Genomic DNA, 22,589 nt, shown 5'->3' on the forward strand with positions numbered 1-22,589 from the left:
CTGCGCTTCGCCCGTCCGGTATAGTTGGGGGGTGATGTCGATTTTCTGGCTCCCCGTTCGTCGCATTCATGCCAGCCTGATGAGGCGGCGCGAACCAGGAGGCAAATGATGCGCGTGATGGTTTTGGTGAAGGCGACGGACGACAGCGAAAAGGGCATGCTCCCGACGACGGAGCTGCTCGAAGCGATGGGCAAGTTCAACGACGAACTCGCCGAGGCCGGCATCCTGCGCGCGGCCGACGGGCTCAAGCCTACCTCGCGGGCCAAGCGTGTGGGGTTCGATGGAGCTGGCCGTACAGTCATCGACGGCCCCTTCGCCGAGACCCGAGAACTCGTCGCTGGCTTCTGGCTTTGGGAAGTCAAGGACATGGACGAAGCGGTCGCGTGGGTGAAGCGCTGCCCCAATCCCATGCCGGGCCCGAGCGAAATCGAAATCCGGCCGCTCTACGAGATGTCCGATCTGCAGCCGTGATGGGCACCGGACATCCTGGCCTGCCGTCGCGGCCGGGAACAGTTGTCGGCCGCAAGGGGGAGTTGTCTCTCTTGGGAGAAGTCACTCGGTCGGAGGGAGCATTCGAAGTTCGACGATCGGCACTCCGTTGCTGCTTCTCTCAACCGCTGCCGCCGGCCGGCCTGGTCCTGGCCCTTTGCCGGATTTTGGGTTCGGTCGTGGTCGGCGGGACGTCCGTCGTCGCGGTGCCGGCGGCAGGCACGGGCCCGCCCTTGTCCCAGTCGATGTCGCGGGCGAGCTGCTCCATTTCGGCGCGCTCGGCCGCTATCGCCGCGTCGTAGCGCTGGATCATCTCCTGCTTCTGCGCTTCCAGTTGCTTGACGCGCGCGTCGATCTCGCCGACCCGCTCTTTGCGAAAGGCGAGCGGCATGGCGAGGATATCTTCTGGCCGATCTGGCTTCGCCAAGCGTCCGGCTGCTTCATTTAGCCATTTGCGCTGCTCGTTCAGGATGTCGTCGATGCTCATGATCCACCTGTGCCTTCCCGTCACATGATCTGGTTGAAATCGCCTTCGGGCGTCGGGAAATCGACATGATTGATGCTGCCGCCGGCTGTGACATTGCCGATGAACGGGCCCGGCATGCTGTTGAAATTGACCGACGCGATTCGGCCGGGCATCGCCTTGATCTGATTGCCGCTGACGGTCGCGGCATTGCCGACCAGAACGACGGTCGCCTGACGTTCATCGAACCTCTCAGCGATCACGTGGCTGCAATAATTGCCGTGGAAGAATACCCGGTCAAAGCGCGACCAGACTCGTTCATCCTGAGTGGGCTCCTGCGTCAATTCTACCAGGGCGGTGCGGCCGGTGCCGTAGAACTTGTTGGAGAGGATCTGGACCGGAAAGCCCAATCGCGCCCGCCCGTCGACTTCCGGGTCGGGCCCGTCAAAGGCGCCGCCCAGCAGCAACGCGCGATCTTCCCGCTCGCGGTCGCGCTCGCGTATATCCGTGTGGGTGACGAGATTGCTCTCGATGCGCGCCTCGAGGACATAGGTGCCGAAGATGCCTATTGCCTGCGGGGCCTGCACCTTGTTGTCAGGTGTCATGCCGGTATTGGTCACCTCGTTGGCCTCGACATGCAGTTCGCCGGCAACCATTTTGACGCCAATCCCGACCGCGCGCTCGGCCTCATAGGCGCAATGGGTGAAGCGGTTCTGGACGATGTCGGTTCGTCCGATGAGCGTGGAGCCCTGCATGCCGACGAGCGTCGTGTCGCTGATGCGGTTGCCCGTGATCGAGGCTCCGGTTTCTCCGGCGAGTGCCAGCCCAGCCTTCACGGAGGAGACGTCATTCTCGCTGAAGCGGCAAGCACGCCCCGACAAGCTGAAGAGCCCGCCGGAGACGCCCGACACGCGATTGCCGCTGACGAGGGTTTCCTGGCACTTGGTCAGAAAAATGCCGAAGGCGGTGCCCTCGCGCGTCCCGACCAGTGCGTTGTCCCGAATGGTGAGGCCACGCGCGAACGTCGCGATCACACCGTTCATCGCACCCTCCATGCGGTTGTCGGCGACGATGACCTCGATCGTGGGGACCCCGTTCTTTTCGGCCTCATAGCCGATCTGGATGCCGATCGGCATGCTGACGGCGACGGAGTCATCCGGCTTCGAGGTTATGACATTGCCGGTGACGACGGATTGAGAGCCGGCGGCGCGGATGCCGACATTGATGGCAGAATGGAGCCAGATCCGGTTTCCCGTGATCGTGGCTCGTGGTGCCGCGACGTCGATCGCGTACAGGCGGTTCGCGTCCTCTCGCTCGTATTGCGTCATGACGAAAATGTTGTCGATCACCGCTGATCCCTCGGCGGCCGATGAGGGGGCGTCGGTCGCGTGGGTGTCGTTGATGACGACGCCGAAGGCGCAGAATCCGATGCGGTTGCCAGAGATGGTGAGCGGGGCGCTCGATCCTTCCGACAAGATGCCGACCGGCCGCACGCGGCGATCCTCGCCGCCGGGCGCGATCAGATTGTCGGCGAAGATCGGGCATTCGCAATAGCCTTGCATGCGAATCCCGACCTCGACCATGCGGATGGTCGAGCGCTCCACGCGCAGCCGGTCCGTCCGCAGCACCTCGATGCCGACAACACGACGGGAATCGCGGTTCTCCATGCTGCAATCGAGGAAGGCGACATCATCGCAGCCGGCCAGCGAAACCACGCCTTCGCCGGACTCGATACTGGCGCGAAAGGCGATCGTCTCGACGCGGATCGCAATGCTCCGCTCGATCCGCAGCACCGATTGCCCGTTGGTCAGCGCGACGATGGTGCCGGGGCTCTCGCCTGTCAGTTTCACATTGGGCCGGCGGATGCGGATCGTATCACGCGGCTTGTGGACGCCGGCCTTTAGGCAGACGCAACCGCCCTCCGGCGGCAGCGCGTCGATCGCGTCCTGGATGCTCTCTCCGACGGAAACCGTTATGCTGCAACAACATTCCTCGTCGCCGCCGTCTTCGGCGGGCGGTTGCGGCCGGCAGTCCGATACCACCGGCGGCGCGCCGGCCGTGATGGCCGCGAGCTGGACGTAGTGGTGGCGGATATCGCGCGGTGGCGCCTTGACCAGCGTTTCCACCGAGGCATCGGCGACGCGGGCGGCGAACACCCAATGGTCGAACGTTCGGAAGCCGCCGCCTGCCGGCATCAGATCGAAGCTCACCTCGATGCCGTCCTCCAGCTCGATCGGGCCGGGGCCCGTCGAGATCAGCCCGTCGGCGTCGACCGTGTTGGTGGCGGCGGTCTGGTCCCAGCGCTGGATACGGGTGTGGCGGGCGACCAGTTCTGTCGGACTGGCGCCGAAGGCGCGGCCGCCGGGGGATGGCAGGGCGCGGTCGAGCACGATTTCATTGCGGGTCTCGTTGATGTCGATGACCCGCGCCATCTGGCCGGGCTCCCCCATCAATTCGCGGTGGTCGTCGGTGATGGTGACCCAGTCGTCGATGCGAAAGCGCAGCACGGGATCGCGACCGATGCGGTTGACCGTCAGTGTCGTCTGACCGCCAGCGACGGCCAGTGCGCGCACCACCGAGACCACCGAACCATTGTCACGCGACCACTTGAACCGCGCGACGCCCAGTCCGCCCGGGTCGTGGATCTCCACCCGGTACAGCCGGTTCTCCAGCCCGCGATAGCCGGCGATCGGCGGCAGCAGGCAGGGATCGCTTGGCGCGGGCGAAAGGATCGCGGCGGTTGACAGAAGGCCGGCGGAAGGCGCCTCGCCGACATCCATGCCGCAGGCCGCCGCGTCGCGGGCGTCGACCCGAACCTGCCAGACCGTCTGGGTCCTCGTCGTGGTATCGGCACCGCCGAGCGCGACGTCCAGCAGCGAGGCATCCTCGACATAGGTGATTTCACGCTCCCAGATATCGAGGAACACGACCGCGTCGCTTGCCGGCAGCGGCGGCGGGGCGGGATAGAAGGGCTGGGCGAGGTAGCTGGCGGTCTCGGTCTCGAAATGTTCGACGAGATTGCCTTCCACATAGAGCCGGCCTGGCTCGATGCTGAGGTTCGGGGTCGGCCCGCCGAGCCAACCGATCAGGAAGGCGTCCGGCGTCGTCTGGTAGGGCACGCCATAGGGGCCGAACGTGTCGAGCGACTGCAGTCGTTGCCGGCGCTTGGCGATGGCGACGAACTCGTTCCAGTCGGAATCCAGCTGAACGCGGCCCTGCTGCATCAGCACGCCGCTGCGCCGCTTCAGCGGGTCGTGCGTGAATCGCGTATAGTCTCCGCTCATCTAGGTACCCCGTTGTTCGGCTTACGTTACGTAGATGAGGCCCGCCTCCAGGCCGAATGGCATATATTCCTCGAGCCGGATCGTCAGATTGGATTCGCGCTGCGGTTGCTTGAGGTGGCAGTAGACGCCGATCTCGGAGCCGTCTTCGGCGCCGAGCGCGATTTCCCTCGGACCGGCGAGCGACAATTGCAGATAGGCTGGCAGGCCATATTCCTCGGCCGAATACTCTGGCTTCACCCGTCGCTGTACCCTGGCTTCAACGGTGGCGCGCTGGACCGTCGTCAGCGGGCCCGACACGGCCTCCTCGGCCTCGATCGCCTTGGCGACTGCCAAAGACGGTTGGCAGCGATACTGCCGCGGCAGGCGCGAGCCGGCGGGGACGTAGCAGAAGCGGACGCAGCCGCGCTGGAGGCGCTCGGCGCGGGCGATGCCGTCGAAGATGGTCTCGGTGGCGAACGCCATTTCGCGCACCCGGCACGCCCCGCGCAGGGTCGAGCGCTCGACGTGCAAAGGCGGACCCGCCGCCCCGGCAGCGCCGGGCGCTGTGAGAGCGTCGCTACCCGCGCCGTCGAGAATGCTGTCCAGCACGAAGACGCCTTCAGCATGCTCCGGAACACGGAGCGGCCCCGTGATGGAGAAGGCGATCTCCAGCCGGAATTCCGTATTGATCGGCGCGCCGGCGGGGTCGGCTGCCGCGATCTCGACCGAGGCGGGCGGAGGTGCCGGCGCCCCGGCGGGCTCGGTGATGCTGCCGCCGGGCACCAGCGTCGTGTGCAGCAACCGCAGCCGCTTGAGACTGCCCGTCACCTGGAGAGTGCCTTCGACCAGGAGGCCGCCGAGCGTGAGGCTGGCATCGGGATGGTCGCCGGTCACAGTAAGCGGCCCGTTCAGCCGCAGATGGGGGCGGAAGCCGTCGGCGGCCTCAATCGCCAGGAGGCGGCCGGTCTCCGGCTCGATGGTGATCGCTTCCGCATAGGTACGGTTGTCGCGGATGCGGATGATGGCATTGGGCTTCAGCGCGGCCGTCCACGCTGCGAGTGCGGCGCCGATGGTGGGAAACACGTTGGGATCGCCGCTGCCGCCGACCAGCAAGATCTGGTCGGCCAATTTGGCGCTGGTGAGCCAGGCGCGGCGTGCATAGGGACCGCCACCGAGATCGGCCGGGAAGCCGTAGTGATAGGACACCTCGACGCTGGCGGCGGGTGTGAGATTGGGCCCCAGCGTGAGCCGCCCCAGCGCGACGTCGACGGCGACGAAATCGGTGGGCGGGGCGGACCAGACGCCGAGATTGCGACAGACTATGCGGTCTGCCGGAATCGGGGCGCCGTCGACGGTTATGCTGAAACTGGGGTGCGGGGCGGCCGGGACCGGGGGCCGGGCATCGAACAGCCCGTAGCATTCGCTATGCGGGGGATGCGGCAACGGCAGGGCGTGGTGCGCGCGCAGATCCTCGTAGAAGAGGGCGGGGCGGATCGCCTGCGGCACGTGCCACTCGGTGGCGAGCCCGGTCTCGTCGCCTTCCGGCCGCCGCCGGCTGAACAGCGGGGCGGAACGGCCAAGCTGCGAGAAGAAATAGCGAAAATCGCCGGAATTGCCGAGCCGCCGCGCCTCCGCCGACTCGATCGGGTAGGCGCCGAGCCGCCACAGGAAAAAGCCGATGTTGCGGATGTTGTGGCGACCGTCCAGCTGACCGACAGGGCGCACATCGACGGTATGGCAGATGACGTCGAAGGCGGTGCCGAGTCGGTCCATGAATTCCGGGGAGCGGATGTCCGGCGTCCGTGGCGCGACGGGGCGCTGGTGATTGCGCAGCCATTGCGTCCATCCGATGCTTTCGAAGAACTCCACCGCATGTGCTGCCCAGCCGGTGACGTCGCGCGCCAGTTCCTCCAGCATTGGCGCCGTACCCTTGCGGCGCCGGTAATAGATGGTCTTGGCAATATCCGCCCGGTTGCGCAGCGCAATGGCGGGCTTCAGGTTCGGCCCTTCCAGCTCCGGGAACAGCTCCTGCGCCATGTCGCCGTCGCGCACGCGGCTTTCGTCGAACAGCGGCGTGGTACCGACGAGATCGCCGATATAGGGGACGACCCAGGGCTCGGCGGTTTCGATGAAGGCGTTGGCGTGCACCTGCGCGATGTTCGCCTCGACCGTGTCCGCCTGGCGCTCGACGATTTCCAGCAGCGCCCGCAGAGGCTCGCCGCGACCGGCGTCCTGCTCGCGGATATAGGCTGGCAGCAGATGATAGAGCTTGTCGTCCTTGCGGGTGGAGTAGGCCATCATAGCGCCTCCACCACGGTGAGCGAGACATCGGCGGGATCGAGGATCGCGGCCTGTTCGGCCGCCAGCACCGGCGGTATCGCGCTGCCGTCGAAGCCGGCACGGGCGAATCGATCGATCTGGGCGGGATCGGCGGGGCTCGGGCGGGCCGGATAGATCCGGATATGCGGCTGCACCGGCGCGATGGTGATCGAGCGCACGCCGCGTTCCGTCGCGCTGAGGTCCAGATAGCCCTTGAGCTGGAACAGATCGACATCCACCGCCCGGACGCCCGTCACCTCCTGCAGTCGGGCGAAAATTGAGCTGGCATGCACCGCCGCTCCAACCTCTTGCGCCTCGAACGCGAAGGCCGCCAGCAGATGGGCCCGTGCCCGCGCGGCGATGTTGTCGGCCTCATAGGCAGGGTCGCGCAGCAGCCTGGCACGGATGACCAGAGGCACACGCACGAGGGCAGAGAGCACCAGCGGACGATTGGTGTCGCGGATGGTGTTCAGCGAGGCGTGCAGATCGTCGAGCGCTTCGGTCGACAACGTTGTCCCGCCCACCGCCGCGACGGTCAGGTGCACGGTGCGTTGCAGGTCGAGCCAGACCCATGTGGCGAAGGCCCGGGCGATAAGGCCGGAGGCCATGGCAAGGCCTTCGAAATCCTGCAGCGAGACGGCGCGTCCGAAGGTCTTCACCGAGGCTGGGGCGGCCCGGCGGGCATCGTCACGGGCTTCCGCATCGGCGCCGCCGTCGCTCGGCAGCGGGTTGTGCACGCCGCGCAGGCCGACGGGTCGTTCCAGCGGGATCGCCAGTTGTCCCGCGCGAACCCGGCCCTGCAGCCCAAGCCCGGTGCGGTAGCGTGCCGTCACGTTCATCGCCCCGGTCTTCAGCCGTGCGCCGGTCCGACCGTCACCGAAGCCGACTCGCGTCTGCCCGGCATCGTTCTGGCGCAACGTGTAGACGCGATCGGTGGATCTGGCGCCGTAGAGGCTTGGCACCTGTTGCCACAGTTCGTCATTGACGCGGATTTCGATCTCCGCCTTGCCGCCGGCGTCCTGGCGCGAGGGCAGGTAGGTCAGTGGCCCGCGGCTGAGCGGGAAGCTCTGGAACGCCTTGGTCGCGTCGCCATTGCCCAGCGGCTCGAAGCCCGGCGTGCCGTCAGGATTGGCGCTCAACGGCTGACTCTCGCCGTGGCTGGTCTCGGCGACGTTGCCAAGCATGCGGACCTCGCCGGCAAGGCCGTCTACCGGGGGAACGAAATCGACCAGCAAGTGGTCGGGATCGCCGCCGGGACTGGTCGAAAACTCCGTGCTCGCCGTGACCCGAACGCCGAGCTGGCGCGCCCCGTTGTCGAGGATCAGCCGTCGACCCTTGGCGATGCCTTCCAGCCCGGTGGCGCCGACGAGGGCGATGGCGAGACGGCCTCCGGTGAGCTGCGTCGGATAGCCGTGGGGGCGCAACGCGATGTCGGGGCGCGACAGCCGGTACATCCGGGTGTGGCGCCGGTCGGGAATCGCGTCGAGGCCGAAGCCGATCGGCGCCCATGCGGACCACTCGCCGCCGGTGAAGGCGCGGAACGACACACCGCCATCGCCGTCGCGGACGAAGATGCGGAGTACGCCGTTCTGGATCGCGCAGGTCGGAACCGAGGTGACGGGGCCGCGCAGGCTGGACCAGGCTGTCCAGTTGGTGCCGGTGCGCTGCGTCGTCCAGACGTCGCTGTCGCGTCCGCGCGCGAAGACCATCAGGAGTCCGGCCCCGGTTACAGCCAGCGCGGGCTCGCCCTCGACGTCGCCGCCGAGGTCGAGCCAGTCGCTCCACGCCGTGCCGTCAAAGTGGCGATGGCGCAGCCTGCCGTCTGGGCCGGTGATGAACAGCTCCGGCCGCCCTGGCGTCGGGAGCGCCAGGACCGGCGTCGCAGCTGCGACGCCGCCGAGCGACATGAAGCCGGACCAGCCCGCCGGGCCCTTGACGGCATGCCAGATGCCCCGATCTGTGCCGCGCGCCACGACGTCGACGCGGCTGCCGTCGAAGGTCGCGATTGTGGGGGCCGAAGTGGCCGCCATCGTGAGAGTCTGGTCCTCGACGATGCCGCCGGCGCCGATGCGCAGCACGCGCACCTTGCCATTCACGCTGGTGCAGGCGACCACCGCCTGACCGCCCGGGTGCCACACGGCGGCCGGCCGGGCGAGCGTTGCGCCGCCGAGCACCGACACGCTCCAGCCCGCGCCGGAGCGGAATGCCTGCATCAGCCGGCCTGCGTCGTCGCGGTAGAACAAATCGACGTCGTGCGGGCCGCCATTGACAGCAGCCGGCTCGTCACAGGCATGCGCTTCCTGGCCCGCAGCCTTGACGACGGTGTCGATCTGCGAACCACCGCCGCGCAGCAGCAGTTGGAGCACGCCGGCGCCCGAGCGGGTGGCCACGCGCAACGAACCAATTGGCAGACCGGCGGGCGCCGCCACGGGTACCGGCCGGCCGCTTATGGTCTGTCGCAGCGTGGTGTGGGTGACGCTGTCCGAGAGTGGACCGACCGCGGTGGCGAGGCGGTCCTCCGCGGCGTGCACGACCGCGGTGCGCAGGCGGGGCACGCCGGCGCCGCAATCGATCAAGAACTGGTCTCCCGGTTTGACGTCGTCATGTCGCGCGTCGAGCGGATATTGGGTCTGGGCAGGACCGAACGAAGCGTCGATCGGGGTCGTTTTCCAGCGTTTGTGCGGCGGCGTGGCAGGGTTGGTATCGTAGATGTTGTGACTGGCCGGAGCGTTGTAGCCGAAGAACCGCAGGCGCTTGTCGGCGCGCGCCAGCCGCGCCACTTCCGGCCGCAGCCCATCGGCCTGGATTGGCGGATCGAATCCCAGCCGTTCGCCGTCGGCGCGCCGGTCGAGCGCAGTGACGGTCTTCTCCTCGATCGTTCCAAGGCCGAAGGCGACGACACGGTCGCCGATCGACAGCGGGTCGGGTCGTGATAGGGCTATAGCGGAGGCACTGCCGCGCGCGAACGGATTGAACGGCAACGGGGGACCGTAGACCGGCAGCGCATTGAGCCCGGCGAAGGCGGTGACGCTCTCGACGGTCTCGTAGGTTTGGGCACGCTCGTCCTGGCCGGGCATGCTCATGATGCGCAGGCCGCGGCGGATCCGCGTGGTGGCGTGTTCGTCGAGCGCGAAGGCGACGAGGGCGGTGGCCGCCAACCCCGGCCGCGGCCGGTAGCCAAGCAGCGCCACCATCCGCAGCACCGAATCCCGCTCGACCGCTGTGCGGATGAAGAATTCGTTGCTGATGCGCTCGTTGTAGAAGCACAGCACGTCGGCGACCGCGGCGAAAAGTTCGAGCAGCACGATCGCGTAGTCGTCGCTGTCGCGGGTCGAGAGCGCGCTGAGGCGCGGGTCGCTTGCGATGCCGTCCAGCATGGAGCGGCGGAAGCTGGCGAAGCTGCCGATCCGGTAGGAGAGGGCCGATAATCCCTGCCGGTTCGACACCGTCATCGGAGCATCGGCCATGCCGCTGGAGCAACAGGAGCAGAAGGCGGGATGGGGCGCCATCGCTACTGGCCTCCGACCGCTTCGACGTGGAGCACGCCGTTTTCGGGAAAGTTCGGGTCGTTGTCGAGCATCTGGATCTCCATCGGACCCATCGGCAGATAGCCGCGCTCCAGCCCGCTGCCTGGCGGGTCCCAGTAGCGCTTGAACACCACGACGGTGGCCGACTCGACGCCCTCCACCGCCTCTACCGCCTGATAGAGGCGGGACAGATAGGTGGCATCGCCAAAGCCGAAGGCGAGCGGGTGGAAGAAGCCGCGTGTGCCATCGGCATAGGCGCGGTTGGAAAGTACGCGGCGCACGGCGGCGATGACCTCGCCTCGGAAATGGCCGCGCTGGACGCAAAGCTTCAATTCGATCTCGAGCGGGACATAGCGCGCGGCATTGACCGTGAGGTCGTAGCCGGCGATGCGGAAGCGACCGAGATGAGCGCACATCGTGCTGGCGAACTCCGGCTCCAGCGCAGCGCCGCCCCCCGGAAGCCGAACCAGATTGCCAGCGTCGCGGGGATGAATGGCGACGAATACGGTGTGCCAGCTGCCGGTCCAGCGGAAACGGGCCTTGGCGGCCGCGACATCGGGATGGCGCCGCGCCGCCTCTTCCCAGTCGGCCTCCGTCACGGCGCGGAACTGCACGGCACGGAACGCCTCGGGCGCGAGCTGTCGGACTTCCTCGATGGTTTCGGGATCGGTGCCGAGGCGTGCCGGCAAGGGCTGGAACACCTGCTCGATGCCGACGAACGGCAAGGGTGGGCCAGCCGGGTTGGCCGGATCGGTCATCTCGGCCGCGGTCGGCTGCACGATATGGACCAGCGCGTTGGCGCCGAGATTGCCGACGCGACCGTTGCCGATCCGGTAGCGCGCCGAGATGGCGGTGACGTTGCCGGGCGAGCGGCCATAGCGGTCGTCGCCGAAGCGCAGATGGGCGACCTCATCATTGTCGACCTCGACGACGAAGTGGCGGTCATAGGCTCCGCTCTCGAACAATTGCGGCACCGGCTCCCACAGCTCAGTGTCGCCCTCCAGCGTCTTCATCAGCACGATCGCCGCCGGGCCGACGGCGCGCACGTCGGCGCCGAGCTCGTGGCGGCCCTGGATCAGGCGCCCGTCGGCGGCATAGGCGGGAGCCGCCGGCATTGCCTGGTGCGACAGCGGGCCGTCCGGGAGAGGGACGGTGGCGATCGGCCAGGCGAGCGTGGCGGCGGAAGGAACTTCGAGAGCGCGGGTGACGGTACGCCCGTGATCGGCCGGGGCGACATTGCCATATGCCAGCGAAACAGGATCGATTGGCCCCGTCTGTGGCGTTTCCGCCGAGAGGCAGAGCGGGAAGGCGAGGGCGTCTTCCCGACGCCAAACCACGTGCTGCAGCGGCAGCGCGGCCTGTCCGACACTGGTTCGCGGCGTCAGAGCGCCACCGGTCATGGTGCGCCGGAAAACCGGGTCGGTGTCGTCGGTGACACGCAGAATGCGGACGATCTGCGCATGGGACGGATCGGCGTCGGCCGGTGCGCCGGTCACGGGGCTCACCGCCTCACGCAGCAGCAGATAGTCTCCCTCGACGAAGGTCGGCCGAAACGCGGCGGGGTTGGCGCCGGACGGCACGCCATAGAGCCAGGCTTCGGTGGCGCCGCGGGCAAGGCAGCATCCGGTATCTCCCCAGGAATGGATACGCAGCACATTGTGGGCGGCGTCGACACGGGTCAGCGCCGTAGTCTCGAACACGGCCGCGTCGGCGAGTGCCGGGTCGGTGTCGAAATCGGCGGCGGCGGAGAGGACGGCGCCGGGCGCGCCGGCCTCGCCCAGCAGCGGGCGACCGACGCGGGTGAGCAGCTTCGCGCCGGCCGGGACGAAGCCGGGGGCGCCGGCGGTTGCCTCGAAGCGCACATAAGTGAAGGCGTTGCGTCCCTGGTGCATGCGGTAGTCGACGAGGCGGGCATGGCGCGCGGCGCTGATGCGATGCAGGCAAGTGTCGAGGAAGGCCTCGGTGCCGGCGGCGTCCTGGAAGTAGCTGAGATAGTCGCCGACATAGGCGAACAGCTCCAGCACGGCGATGCCGATATCGGCCGGCGAGTTTTCGAGCCAGTCGGGATGACGCTCGGCGACCAGCTCGACCATCAGCCGCCGGAAGCTCTGGTAGTCCTTCGACAGGTAGTCGAGTTCCGGCTCGTCGAGCACGGTCGGTGGGCAATCCGGCTCCTGCCGGCAGTCGATGCTGCTGGGGCAGCCCGCCTTGAAGGAGAAGCGCGCCTGGCTGCGCTCCGGATCTAGCCAGGGTGGGTTGACAGCGAGCACGTAGCTGGAGAAGTCGCCCTCGCGGTCGAGGTAAATGCGGATCACCAGCGCGGCGCCCGGATCCGGCTCGGTGGCAAGCACGCGGATATCCACGATGCGCACGCCGCCGAGCACGGCGAAGGCATCCGGCGCGGCATCGAGCCCGGCCGGCGGCGTCTTCAGGAAATGCAGCTCGAGCACATGACGGCGGCCCGCGACGGCGAGCGGGTCACGCCGGTATTCGACATAGTCGATGCCGTTCACCGGGCTGGTGGGCGCGCGGATGAGGCCGGACCGCCGCTCGTCCTCGCACCAGATCGTCCCTGCGCTGGAGATGACCATGCCTAGACCGCCTCCGACTTGACGAAGGTATCTTCCATCCGTTCGCCGGTGGTGCGCCGCCGATAGACCACGCTGACTTCCAGGCGTTCGTCGACGGCGTTGACCGATACGCGTTCCACCAGGATGACGGCGTCGAGCCACCGCAGCAGCGAGCCATGGATGAGCTGTTCGGTCGCCGCGGCCAGCGCATCGGAGGCCGGGGCGAAGGTGAGCTGCTTCACGCCGCTGCCGAATTCCGGCCGGTTCACCCGCTCGCCGGGATTGGTGAAGATCACCTGGCGGATCAGGTCGCGCACATGCTCGTCGGCATTGGTCAGCGCCGAGCGGCCGCGCTCGTCAATGGCGAAGGGAAAGTCCAGAAAGAGAGGTTCCGTCGCCATCGCCGCTCCCTCACACCTGCAGCACGGGAGTGACGACCGGCGAGCCGGGCAGCGGCAGGGTGATCCGGAACGCCGTCTCCTGCTCCTTCATGTGGCGCACGACCCCGCGCGCGATCGCCACGAACAGTCTTCGACGCGCCCGCACCTCGCGATCGTTGTCGTCAACGTTCAGGCCCGGCATGCCGTCGAGCAGCAGCAGCGCATTGAGCTCGGCGTCCATGGCGGCTGCCATCGAGTTCACATAGTCGGTGTAGTCCGTCTCGTTCGCGCGGAAATTTCCGGCTCTCAGTGGCATGCTTGCGTCTCCTCATTCATTCCAGCAGAACCTTGAGCGACAACAGGCTCGGGCTCGGCGGCGGCATCGGCGCGACTGGTGGAGCCGGGGTCACTGGCAAAATGCCGAGCGCCATCTCGCCCGGATGCACATGGGTGTTGAACAGCGTCACCAGCTGGGTGAGATAGACGAGCAGCTGATCGCCGAGCACGGCGGGGTGGAACGCCGCCTGGCTGCCCTCGTGGATGAGCGGCCCTTCCAGCACGACGCGGGCGAGTCCCTTCACCGTGACCGTGCCGGTCGCCACGCTGACGACAATCTGGTTGGTGGTGAGCGCGTCGGAGAGCGTGAGGGTCTGGGTCAGGTCGTCCAGGACGGCCGAGAGGCCGAGGTCCGAGCGCCAGATCTTGGTTGTCGGCAGTGGCGGGGCAGCCGGCGGCGCCATCGGTGCCTCGCCTACCGCCCAGTAGCCACCCGTCCAGATCGGTCGCGACACGTCGCCCGCCTCGAATTCGATCCACACGCCGGACCCGACCATGGGAACCGCGAAGAAGCCTGCATTGATGCCGGCGACAGGGGCGCAGGGCGTCGCCCAGCTGGTCGGTACTTCGCCGAGCACATCGACGACGGTCGCCTGGATGCGGCCCATGTTGAGCGGGTCGGTATTGTTGAAGACGATGCCGCGATACTTGCCGTAGACCCGTTCGCGGTCGCCGGTGCGGGCGGAGGCTCGTTCTTCAGCGTATGCCATCGTCAGTCCCCGTCAGGCCACCGCCTCCAGTGGATCGATGAATATCTCCGCGCCGGTCAGCCCGACCGCGTTACGCGAGGCGCTGAAGCTCTGGCTCCAGCCGTCGCGCGAGATGCGGTGGGTAACCGACGTCACGTAGTACAGCCCGCTGTTCTGCCGTCCGGCGCCCCGCACCAGGACCGGCAGTCCGGCGAGCAGGGGGCGCGAATATTTCAGCCCGTCGACCTCGCCCTGCGCCCGGATGGCGCGGCTCGAACTCGAGGCGCGTGCCAGTGCCCGTGCCTGCATCTCGATCGGATTGGCGGCGTCCTCGGACAGGGATCGTTCGATCGGTGGCGGCAGAATTCGGTTCAGTGCCGGCTCCAGCCCCATCGGCGGCTCGATCGACACCGGTGCGATCGCCGGGACCGGCACGCGCGTGCGCGGATCGATCGAGGCCGAGATCACGCTGCGCGGCTGCAGCATGTCGTTGGAGACGCTGAACGAGCTCAGGTTGGTGTGCAGGCCGAAATCGATCGACAGCACGCCTTGCGGCGGCGCCATGGTCAGCGCGGGGTGGAAGTGCCCCATCATCAGCCCGCTGAGCGGCTCCGGCTGCAGGTAGATCTCGTAGGAATTGCGGCCGGCCAGCTGCATCACATATTCGGCGTCGGTGTCGCGCTGCGTGGTGATGGTGTCGACCATGGTGCGGCTCGGCGGCGTCGGCACCACCACGGGGATCAGCGCATATTTGGCGAAGATGGTCCGCACCACCTCGCTATCCGGCAGGTTCGGCCAGATGAAGGGCTGCTGGATATGCGCCATGATCGTGCCGATGGCGTCCATCCCGACCACTTCCAGCGTCGAGCCGCCGGGCGTGTTGCTGGCGCCGAGCCGCGCGCCCTGCACGAAGCCGCTGGCGAGCGTCATCGGCACGCCGAGCCCGAAGGCGAGCCGGATGGTGATGGGCAGCAGCGGTCGGAAGATGTCGATGGCCAGGGCGTCGAAATCACCGAAGCTGTTGCGGCTCAGGTCGAAATGCAGGCGGAAGATCGAGGCCTGGCCGACCGACGTCTCGATCTCGATCTCGCTCAGCGCCTCCATGAAGGGCAGGGGAAGTGGCGCGAAGCCGATCTGGACGACGAAATAGGATGGCAGCAGGCTCATCTGCTCACCCTCCGCCCGGCGCGGGTACGCGGATGCGACGGCCCGGCGTCGCTGTCAGTTCGATCGGGCGCATCGTCCGGTTGACGTCGGCCAGCCGCCAGAACTGTTCGGCGTCACCCAGCGCGCGGTAAGCGACGAGGTCCGGGCGCTCTTCCTCGCGGACCTGGTAGCCGAATGCCCCCGGGGTCGAGGGGATGAAGCGCATGCGCTTGTAACGGACGCAGCGTCCGTTGCGGTCGGTCGTCTCGGCATCGGCGATCGCCTCGTAGCGGCTTCCACGAAAGAACATCGCGCATCCTCAGATTGGCAGCAGGGAGCGGATTTCAGTGGCGTCCTCGAACGTGTTGAGTGCGGCCATCACTTCCTTCTGCGTGAAGGAGGCCATGTAGACCCAGTAGCCCGGATTGGTGATGCTGAGGTCGCGATAGGTCAGGACCTTCAGCGAAATCTCTACCTTGGCGCGGATTGGATTGAGCTTCTGGTCGAAAGCTTCTTCGCGGATCGAGAGGGACTGCACTTGCACGGGTAGCACCCGGCGCGGCCCCCAGACCAGCAGGGCCAGCGGCGACTGTTCCCCCAGGATGAAGGCGCTGCCGGCGAAGGCCAGAGCCTGGTTGGCGATGACGAGCGGGTAGGGAGGATAGGTCAATCCTTCCAGCGCCGCGATGATCGGATGCAGGCCGTTCGCGACTGCGAGCGCATTCTGCGCCGGGTGCTCGAGCTGGTCGGCGGCGTCGATCTCGACCGTAAAGGAAAGCGTTTCCTCCGGCGGGCCATTGACCCGGTTGGCGTCGCCCCGCCCACCACCGGACGCGCCGCGCATCTGCAGCGAGCGCGTGACCTCGTCGGGGTTGTACTGAAACACGATGATCGTCGGCAGAAGCTCGGGGAACTGATAAGCGACGATGCCGCCTTTCAGCAAATGCGGGCTTCCTGGAAAACTGGAAGGCATCGTCCCACAACCTCCGCCGGCATTCGGTGCCCCGAGGAAGAGAGGAGGCTAGCACAGCCAGCTGGGGCTGTCCCGCGCGATGCTTGCCATAACGGAAGATCGAAGGCGGTTGTGCGGTCATGGGCATGGCGGACCGACGCTGTGTTGGCTGATCAGCATGCCCCAGGCGAGGAAGGCGGCGACCCTGCGTTCCGCATGGTTGCGGAGCAAGGCGATCGAGGCGCCCGGGTTCAAGAGAAGGAGGGGCGACTCCGACCACTTGCAGTGGCGCCACAATGCCTGGAATTCCATGTCGATGGCCTGGTCCCGCTGGTCTCCCATCAGAAGGCCGTGATGATCGAAGATGAAATCCGCGGTGCGGCATCCGATGTTGTTGTCGACGCAGAGCGCTCCGGCGTCCGGCTTGACGCGGCGCGTCGGGCCGGACGGGGCAGGGCCCATGGAAGGACCCTTGTAGGGCGCCGGGTCGATTTGCGGCGCGGGCGCCGGCGGCGGGATCACCGGGTCGGGATCGGGATCCGGCGTTGGCGGCGGCGAGCCGGGGATCTTCATGTAGCCGGAGGTTTCCCATTGATGCCAGCCGGCCATTCGCGCCCGACCGAGGCAGCCATCGACCGCGCCACCCTGGAAATAGAGGTGGAAGCGGTATTCGGAGCCGGGCGGGCGTACGGCCAGCGGGAATCCAGGCGAGTCGCTGCCGGAGTAGCTGCATCCGGTCTCGCTGTCGGGGATGAACTCGTCGCCTTCGCGACCGGGGCGCGGCACGGCGCGAAGCGGGTCCCAATAGCGGCGACCATAGGGTCCGCGCTCATGCGTGTCTTCCTGGAACGTCGTGGAACTGAGCTTCGCGGGATGGACAAGGCTATGCGTGAGCGCTTCCCAGCCTGAGCCCATATTCCGCTCGAAGGTCCCCTTCACCTCCTGACGGAACTCGCCGCAATTGCAGCTGCATCCGGTCTCCGGGTCTTCGCTGAAGGTGAGGCCCATGTCGAAGGGCGCAGAAAGCGTGGAATTCGCTCCGAGGATTAGGGAACGGGCCTTGATATGGCCGCTGGGCAGGTTGGAGGAAACCAGGCAGGCGCGCTTGGGTTTGCGCTTCTTCTTCTCCTTTTCCTTTTCTGGGTCCTTGTCGGGATCCTCGCCGCCAGGCGGTTCGCCCCCGCCCGGCAAGATCGGCGGCAGGCCCGGGATCGGTACACACGCCAGCGGATTGGCGAGACAAAAGAGTATGCCGACGCCAACGCCGACACCTACCCCCACGCCGACCCCGACCCCGCCACAGATGATCGGGTGGCGCTCGCAGAAGCTGTCGTCTGGCGGAGGAGGCGGGGGTGGAGGCGGGGTCGTCTTCTCCGGCGGCGGACTGGTCTTTTCGGGCGGTGGCTTGGTGTCCTCGGGCGGCACCGGGGTGGTGTCGTCCTTAGGTACAGGCTGCGGCTCCGGCTCCGGTTCCGGCTCGGGCTTCACCTTGATCGCCGGACCAGGCAGGAGGAATATCTCGACCCGGCGGTTGCGCTTGCGGCCCTCCAGCGTGGCGTTGGAAGCCGCCGGTTGCGCCTCGCCCAGGCCAAGCGTCTCGATGTTGGTACCCCCCACCCGGCGCAATCGCCGCATCGCCGCCTCCGCGCGCCGGCGCGACAGGCCGAGATTGTGCGCATCGGCGCCGGTCTCGTCGGCATGGCCGACAATGACAACGCGCAAATTGCCGGCGGGCGCCTTCTTGAGGATGTCGACCAGTTCATCGACAGCGCCTTCGTGGAGCTTCTTGAGGTCGCTGGAGTCGACGGCAAAATCCTCCAGCGTGATGCGGAAGGGCTGGATCGTGGTGCGCACGCCACCGGGCGAGGTGCGGGATTCACGAATCTCCGCTTCGCGCAGTTCCTGGGTCGTCGGTTCCTTGATGTCGGCTTCCGTGGCCTCGGGGCTGGGGCCGCCTTGCTCTTCCTGGCGGCGGATCACCGGCAGGCCGCCGTCCTGCTGCGCCACATGAGCGAGCTCATGCGCAAGGAGGCGTCGACCCTCGATGCTGTCGGGCGCGTAGGCGCCGGGGCCGAAGGCGATGTCGCGACCGAGCGTATAGGCGCGCGCATGAATGGCGCGCGACGCAGTGGAGGCGGCGGCGTCGGTATGCAGACGCACATCGCCGAAGTCGCGGCTGAAGCGTGGCTCGAAATAGCGGCGCAAATCCGCAGGCATCGGCGCGCCGCCGGTCGCGACGGCCTGTGCGGCCTCGCTGGCACCGTTTTGCAGCATGGCGCCGTCCGCCTTCGGCAGGATACGATCCCCGCCGTCGCAGGCGCGCCGGATGGTTTCACCGGAGCAGTGCTCGCAGGGCGTCTCCTCGCCACGCTCCTCGGCCTCCTCGCAGGCGGCGCATTTTCGCTGCACCAGTCCCCGCTCCATGCCCGGCCGCGTTCCGGTGATCGGCATGTCGAGCCGCCCGGCGATGACCGCGTCGGCGGCGCGATCAGCCTCGCGCTCGAGTGGGTCGTCGACTGCGCCGATGACCGGCTTGCGCTGCAATGGCGAGACCAGCTGCGCCGGCAGCAGTTTGGGCCGCATCGGCGCGCGGGCGGCCGTGGTTCGCGTCGGAGCCATCGTGTGGGCGGCGGTGGTACTCATGGGCCACCCACCGGCTTGGGCTTCTTCAGCTTCAGCCGCCGGATCAAAGCGGCGACAGTGGCGGCGCGGTTGGCTGGCCAGAAGAGGTCCTTCCAGTAGGTCTCGATGCGGTCGGCCGTATAGTAGGAGTAGAGCGGCGCGTCTTCCGCCGCATTGTCGCCGGGCAGGTCCCGGTTGGCGGCCGAATAGGCTCTGTAGAAGACGACCTCCAGCTCGGCCGAGGCGGCTGCGACGAAGCCGGCGTCGCTTGTCGCGACGCTGTAACCCTGCGCATTGATCTCGGTGGCGAGTTCCGCGATCACTCCGGCGCGCAGGCCGCCGAACACGAATTTTGCGGCGTAGGACTCGCCCTCCGCGCCCTTTCCGGCACGGGTCTCGAATACCCTGAGTGCGAAGTTCCGGCTGGTGTGGCCGACGGTGGTGTGGCCCCAGACGGAGCCGGCGTCGATCTTCTCGTCGGCTAGCGTGTCGCGCACAAGGGAGGCGAGCGAGCCCTTGCCGCCGCTGCGCATGGTGCCTTTGACCCAGTCCTCCTCCTCGTCGGTGCCGCGCGCCGAACTGCACGTGTAGAGCACGACCCGCACGGTGGGGGACAGACTGGGGGCGATCTTCTTGAACACGGCCCCTGCGTTGCCGACCGTAAGGCCGGCGCTGCACCATTGCGGCGTGCCATGCGCGAAAATGGCGATGGCCCTGACCTTGCCCGGCGCCGCCGCCGTGGCTGGCGGATAGTTCGCCGGCGCCGGCACCCGCGCCAGCGCGTCGTTGACCACCTTGGCGATGGCCGGGACCGTGGCGTCGATCGTCCGGACGCTGGGGATCGCCTTGCCGAAAACGAGATTGGCGGCGTCGATGCCCGTCCCCTTGAGGCCGATCGCATTCTCGCGCGTGGCGAAATCGGCCGCCCGCCGCTGCGCCTCCGGCTCGTTCTCGTCATAGAAGGCGAGCGCAAAGCCGTTCGAAAAGCCGGGCCCGCGCAGCGTGTTGCCGAGTTCGAGCTCCGCGTCGGCAGGCTTGGCGGTCTGTGGCCCGTCACGCTGGATGCGCAGGGCGCCGCTGCGCTGCTGCAACACATGCGCCAGCTCATGGGCGATCAGGCGCCGCCCCGATGCGGTTCCGGGCGCATAGGCGCCGGGGGCGAAGGCGATATCGTTACCGTAGGTATAAGCGCGCGCGCCGATGGCGTTCGCAGCCGTTGCCGCCGGAGCATCGGTATGCAGCCGCACGCCGGCGAGATCGGCGCCGAAGCGGGGTTCGAAATAGGAGCGCAGCGGCGAGGGCATGGCTTGACCGCCCGCCGCGACGGCGTCGGCCGCCCGCTGGCCATTGCCTCCGCCGGCCCGCTCGCTGGCCGAAACGCGCTGCACCTTGACCGGCGCAGGATGGAGGCCGGACGCACGCCCGCCGGCGGAGATGGTGTCGGCGGCGCGATCAGCCTGCTGTTCCAGCGTGTCGCCGGCGCTGCCGATCGCGATGGAAGGGCGCAGTCGATCGGCCAAAGCCTCCGTCGGAGGCTGACGCCGGCCGACGGACGCGCGGATCGTTCGCGCGGAACTCGCGCAGCGCACCGCCTGTCTCACGGCTTCCTCCCGAGTTCCGCCGCGATCGCGCGCCGCAGCGCTTCGCGCATGGTCCGAGCATCGGCATTGGCGGGGAGACGAACCCGCAGGCGTTCGATGTGACGGTCCACCGCCGGCGGCGCGGCGCCCACCGCGGCTTCGGTCGCGGCTCGCACATGGTCGGCGAGGCCGGCCCGCATGGTAGCGGTGGCGAAGGGCGAGGAGGAGCGGGCGCCATCATGGGCCACGGCGCACCTCCGTCGGGTTCGGCATGCGGAATTCGCGGTCGAGCTTGCGGAACTCCGAGCGCGCAGCGCGCGCCACATGCACCATGCTGATCGGCAGGCCTTCGCCGGCGGCTAGAAAGGCGGCGTTCACCGCGATGACGACGATGTTGCCGCCAGGCACGTCGAGCCGCGCCAGCGCTTCGAAGTCGAGGCCGACCGTGGGAGCCTCTGGCGGGAAGGCGCGCTGCCAGATCCGGCGCCGCGAGGCGCTGTCGGGGAACGGAAGGTCCACGACATAGCGCAGCCGGCGCAGGAATGCCGGGTCGAGATGCGTCTTCATGTTGGTGGCGAGGATGGCGAGGCCGCCATAGGACTCCATGCGCTGCAGCAGGTAGCTGACCTCGATGTTGGCGTAGCGGTCGTGGCTGTCCTTCACCTCGCTGCGCTTGCCGAAAAGCGCATCTGCCTCGTCGAAGAACAGCACGGCTCCGGCCCGCTCGGCCGCGTCAAACACCCGCTTCAGGTTCTTCTCGGTCTCGCCGATATATTTCGAGACGACGCCGGAGAGGTCGATGCGCAGCAGGTCGAGATCGAGATCGCGGCAGATCACCTCGGCTGCCATGGTCTTGCCGACGCCGCTTGGCCCGGCGAACAGCGCGGTGATGCCGGTATTGCGCACCAGCCGGTCGCCAAAGCCCCAATTGCCATAGACCTTGGCGCGGTGCCGCGCCTGGCCGGCGATCGCCCTGAGGTCGTTCAGTGTGTCGTCCGGCAGCACGATGTCGTCCCAGCCGTAGTGCGGGCTGACGCGGTCGCCGAGCTCGTCGGTACTGCCTCGGGCGCGTTCGCGACAGGCCGCCCAGAGCGGGCCGCGCGCGAAGGATGGCACCGCTGCCGCCACCTGGGCGATCTCCTCCGGCGCGAGGGGGAACTGCGCGGCGACCTCTCCGAGCAGCGTCTCGTCCGCACCCGGCGCCACCTCGCGCCAGACCTCCAGCCGGTCACGATCGCCTAGCGGGGGGACCTCGATCGCCAACAACCCGGCCGAGGTTTCGCGCGCCTCTTCCTCGATCAGGACGCAGGTGCAGTCGAGCGCGGCGACCAGCGCCGCGATCGTCTCGTTCGCGGCCTCCCGGTTGTCCGGCGCTGCCAGCCGTCGCACCCGCGCGGCGTCCACCAGCACGGCAAAGCCATGTAGCCGCGCCGCGCGGGACAGCGCGATCAGGGTCTGGCGCAGGGTGGCCGGATCGGCATCGGGGCGCGGCGGGCGCAGTTCGAACAGGGGCAGGCCGAGTTGCGCCATCGCCTGAGCAGCGATCGATCGGCGCCCACTTCCGGCGGGCCCGCGCAGCTCCATGGCGTCGACGCTGCGAATACGTCGTCCCAGTGCCTGCGCTGCCTGCTGTTGGGCTGCTGCTGTCGGCACGGGTGGCAGCGGCGTCAGGCAGGCGGCCACGCGCGGGGCGAGGCTGGCATCGCCCATCAGGAAGCGGGCGACGCTCTCCTCCAGCACCAGCGGCGACAGCGAGTCGATCCCGCCAGGCTCGTCCACCATCAGCAGACCGAAGCGCCGGAGAGGCGCCCCTGGCCCGAAGCAAAGATGCGCCGCCAGCGCCGCCTCGCCGCGCATACCCGAAAACAGCCGGAGTGCGAGGTGGAGCGGTGGATGCGAGGGACCACCGCCGCGCGAGCCAAACAACGCGGCCACCGTCTCGTCCACCCGCGCTGCCATGGCGAGCAGGCAGATATCCTCCTCGAACGGCGACAGGCCGAACATGGCTGACAATTGGTCAAACGCCACCGGCAGGCCGTCGCGCCGCAACCGGTCGCGCTCCGCGTCATAGGCCAGGCGGGCCGACGCGGCGGACTGTTCGGCCCCTGAAGCGGGGGCGGGGCCTATGCGCGCCTGCAGCAAGGCGGTCAACCAGGCCATCCCCAATTCGACGACGCGCCAATTGCCCGTCGCCCGGAGCGCTGCGGTATCCGGGGCGATCTCGAGGCTGGCGGGGTCGGCTCTCTCGGTCAT

16 protein-coding genes are annotated in these 22,589 nt (G+C 68.0%); 1 reads left to right on the top strand and 15 read right to left on the bottom strand.

Annotated elements, in window-relative coordinates; all coding sequences use genetic code 11:
• Positions 1-108 precede the first annotated feature (108 nt).
• Positions 109-471 carry a YciI family protein gene (locus tag G342_RS0120300; RefSeq protein ID WP_026304645.1) on the top strand — a complete coding sequence of 121 codons (363 nt, stop codon included), beginning with the start codon at positions 109-111 and terminating at the stop codon, positions 469-471.
• A gap of 139 nt (positions 472-610) precedes the next feature.
• Here G342_RS0120300 and G342_RS0120305 read toward each other — a convergent pair whose 3' ends face one another.
• The 15 genes from G342_RS0120305 to G342_RS24820 form a co-directional block, all read right to left on the bottom strand.
• Complete coding sequence (locus G342_RS0120305; protein ID WP_018185008.1) at positions 611-976, bottom strand: hypothetical protein; 366 nt, start codon at positions 974-976, stop codon at positions 611-613.
• 20 nt (positions 977-996) lie between these two features.
• Positions 997-4,236 carry a DUF6519 domain-containing protein gene (locus G342_RS25460; RefSeq protein WP_018185009.1) on the bottom strand — a complete coding sequence of 1,080 codons (3,240 nt, stop codon included), beginning with the start codon at positions 4,234-4,236 and terminating at the stop codon, positions 997-999.
• A 21-nt stretch (positions 4,237-4,257) separates the two neighbouring features.
• A complete protein-coding gene (locus G342_RS0120315; protein ID WP_245557312.1) occupies positions 4,258-6,516 on the bottom strand; it encodes a hypothetical protein in 2,259 nt (752 codons plus the stop codon).
• Entirely contained in the window at positions 6,513-9,986 is a 3,474-nt protein-coding gene (locus tag G342_RS24800; RefSeq protein WP_018185011.1) for a DUF8189 domain-containing protein, read from the bottom strand. Before G342_RS24800 ends, G342_RS0120315 begins: the two co-directional genes overlap by 4 nt.
• 59 nt (positions 9,987-10,045) lie before the next feature.
• A complete protein-coding gene (locus tag G342_RS0120325) occupies positions 10,046-12,652 on the bottom strand; it encodes a baseplate J/gp47 family protein (RefSeq protein ID WP_018185012.1) in 2,607 nt (868 codons plus the stop codon).
• Positions 12,653-12,654: 2 nt separating this feature from the next.
• Complete coding sequence (locus tag G342_RS0120330; protein WP_018185013.1) at positions 12,655-13,032, bottom strand: GPW/gp25 family protein; 378 nt, start codon at positions 13,030-13,032, stop codon at positions 12,655-12,657.
• A 10-nt stretch (positions 13,033-13,042) separates the two neighbouring features.
• On the bottom strand, positions 13,043-13,327 hold the full coding sequence (locus G342_RS0120335; protein WP_018185014.1) for a hypothetical protein: 285 nt from the start codon (positions 13,325-13,327) through the stop codon (positions 13,043-13,045).
• 16 nt (positions 13,328-13,343) lie between these two features.
• Positions 13,344-14,057, bottom strand: coding sequence for a phage baseplate assembly protein V (locus G342_RS25465; protein ID WP_018185015.1), 714 nt, complete (start codon positions 14,055-14,057; stop codon positions 13,344-13,346).
• Between the two features lie 12 nt (positions 14,058-14,069).
• Entirely contained in the window at positions 14,070-15,203 is a 1,134-nt protein-coding gene (locus G342_RS0120345) for a phage late control D family protein (protein WP_018185016.1), read from the bottom strand.
• Positions 15,204-15,207: 4 nt separating this feature from the next.
• Complete coding sequence (locus tag G342_RS0120350) at positions 15,208-15,492, bottom strand: hypothetical protein (RefSeq protein ID WP_018185017.1); 285 nt, start codon at positions 15,490-15,492, stop codon at positions 15,208-15,210.
• 9 nt (positions 15,493-15,501) lie between these two features.
• Positions 15,502-16,125 (bottom strand): hypothetical protein, encoded by a 624-nt coding sequence (locus G342_RS0120355; protein ID WP_018185018.1) that lies wholly within the window; start codon positions 16,123-16,125, stop codon positions 15,502-15,504.
• Positions 16,126-16,272: 147 nt separating this feature from the next.
• Positions 16,273-18,777: an eCIS core domain-containing protein gene (locus tag G342_RS26335; RefSeq protein ID WP_018185019.1), complete on the bottom strand. Its 2,505-nt coding sequence runs from the start codon at positions 18,775-18,777 to the stop codon at positions 16,273-16,275.
• Entirely contained in the window at positions 18,774-20,276 is a 1,503-nt protein-coding gene (locus tag G342_RS25475) for an eCIS core domain-containing protein (RefSeq protein WP_018185020.1), read from the bottom strand. Before G342_RS25475 ends, G342_RS26335 begins: the two co-directional genes overlap by 4 nt.
• A gap of 77 nt (positions 20,277-20,353) precedes the next feature.
• Complete coding sequence (locus tag G342_RS26165; protein WP_018185021.1) at positions 20,354-20,584, bottom strand: hypothetical protein; 231 nt, start codon at positions 20,582-20,584, stop codon at positions 20,354-20,356.
• Positions 20,574-22,589, bottom strand: a complete 2,016-nt coding sequence (locus tag G342_RS24820) for an AAA family ATPase (protein WP_018185022.1) — start codon at positions 22,587-22,589, stop codon at positions 20,574-20,576. Before G342_RS24820 ends, G342_RS26165 begins: the two co-directional genes overlap by 11 nt.

The sequence above is a fragment of the Kaistia granuli DSM 23481 genome, assembly GCF_000380505.1.
In the GTDB taxonomy this organism is placed as follows: Bacteria; Pseudomonadota; Alphaproteobacteria; order Rhizobiales; family Kaistiaceae; genus Kaistia; species Kaistia granuli.